A 987-nucleotide genomic window follows, 5' to 3' on the forward strand; every position below is an offset into this window, starting at 1 on the left:
CCATTTCAATTCACCTCGTGTATTTAGAGTGATGCTTAGACAACACCATTCTAACTGAGGGATTTGAATATGGCTCCCTTTATTTTTAGGAGCTCTAGCATTTTACACAATTATACGGACTCAACTATGATCGGCTTGCAAATGATGTGTATGCAGACCGCACTTACACGCAAATTGACATTGCGGTTGCAATTTTTAACGGTCAGATTATTGAAGGTTATTCGTGTGAAGATAATCGGAAGCGTCAATCCCGAACCTATGAACTTGCTACCCCGAGCCGCTTGATTCTCGGCAAAGATTTACGGGGGGATTGGTTCATCGTGGTAGTCGGGCTGATCTCTTCCAAGCGGTTTAAGGTGGTAACTTGCTATCCTCCTTCACACCGTCATCTTCAACTGATAAAAACCATAGAATCTGACGGAAATTTTTTGGAGAATTAAAGTTTCATGATACAATATGGTCAGAAGGAGGCGTTGCATATGACGGCTCGTTGTGACCGGTGCAAAGGGGAGTACATAGAAATGTTGACGACGAAGTCCGAAGTTTTTGAAGGCGGTACGTTAACAGTGTCCGATATACCGGCTAGGAAGTGTGATTGCGAAATCTTGACACAGCTTCCGGATGGAGTCATCGTAGACGGATACAAACTGCTGCTGGAGAAACACGGGATTATCGGTGATGTTACAGTCTCATTAGCTAGGCTCAAAGAGCGCTTTAAGCCGATGGATTTTATCTCGCCGCACCTCAACAACTAAGTAATAGCCCATAGACAGAGGAAGCCCTTGGATTGGATTGACACTTTGTGCAATTCATTCCTGGGGCTTTTTTCATTTTCCAATGATATAAACATTCGCCGTTGAACCCGAGTTCGACAGTCACTAGGTAAACAAAATGCCCGGATCCCTTGTCCTGCTTAGGTTTACGGGCAACTTTAACAGAAATGGCGTGTATCTATGGTTTTGAGTGGATTTCTAGGAACCTTGGAGG

General features: G+C 44.1%; 2 protein-coding genes. Both read left to right on the plus strand.

What is annotated here, in order from left to right; genetic code table 11:
* The first annotated feature begins 146 nt into the window (after positions 1-146).
* Positions 147-440: a DUF4258 domain-containing protein gene (locus ACFPXP_RS08030; protein ID WP_379893718.1), complete on the plus strand. Its 294-nt coding sequence runs from the start codon at positions 147-149 to the stop codon at positions 438-440.
* A 39-nt stretch (positions 441-479) separates the two neighbouring features.
* On the plus strand, positions 480-755 hold the full coding sequence (locus ACFPXP_RS08035; RefSeq protein WP_379893719.1) for a hypothetical protein: 276 nt from the start codon (positions 480-482) through the stop codon (positions 753-755).
* The last annotated feature ends 232 nt before the right edge of the window (positions 756-987 follow it).

Source organism: Marinicrinis lubricantis (assembly GCF_042658665.1).
Taxonomy (GTDB): domain Bacteria; phylum Bacillota; class Bacilli; order Paenibacillales; family KCTC-33676; genus Marinicrinis; species Marinicrinis lubricantis.

Coding starts and splice junctions, on each gene's coding strand:
- ACFPXP_RS08035 (WP_379893719.1), top strand. CDS start 480: ATGACGGCTCGTTGTGACCGGTGCAAAGGGGAGTACATAGAAATGTTG.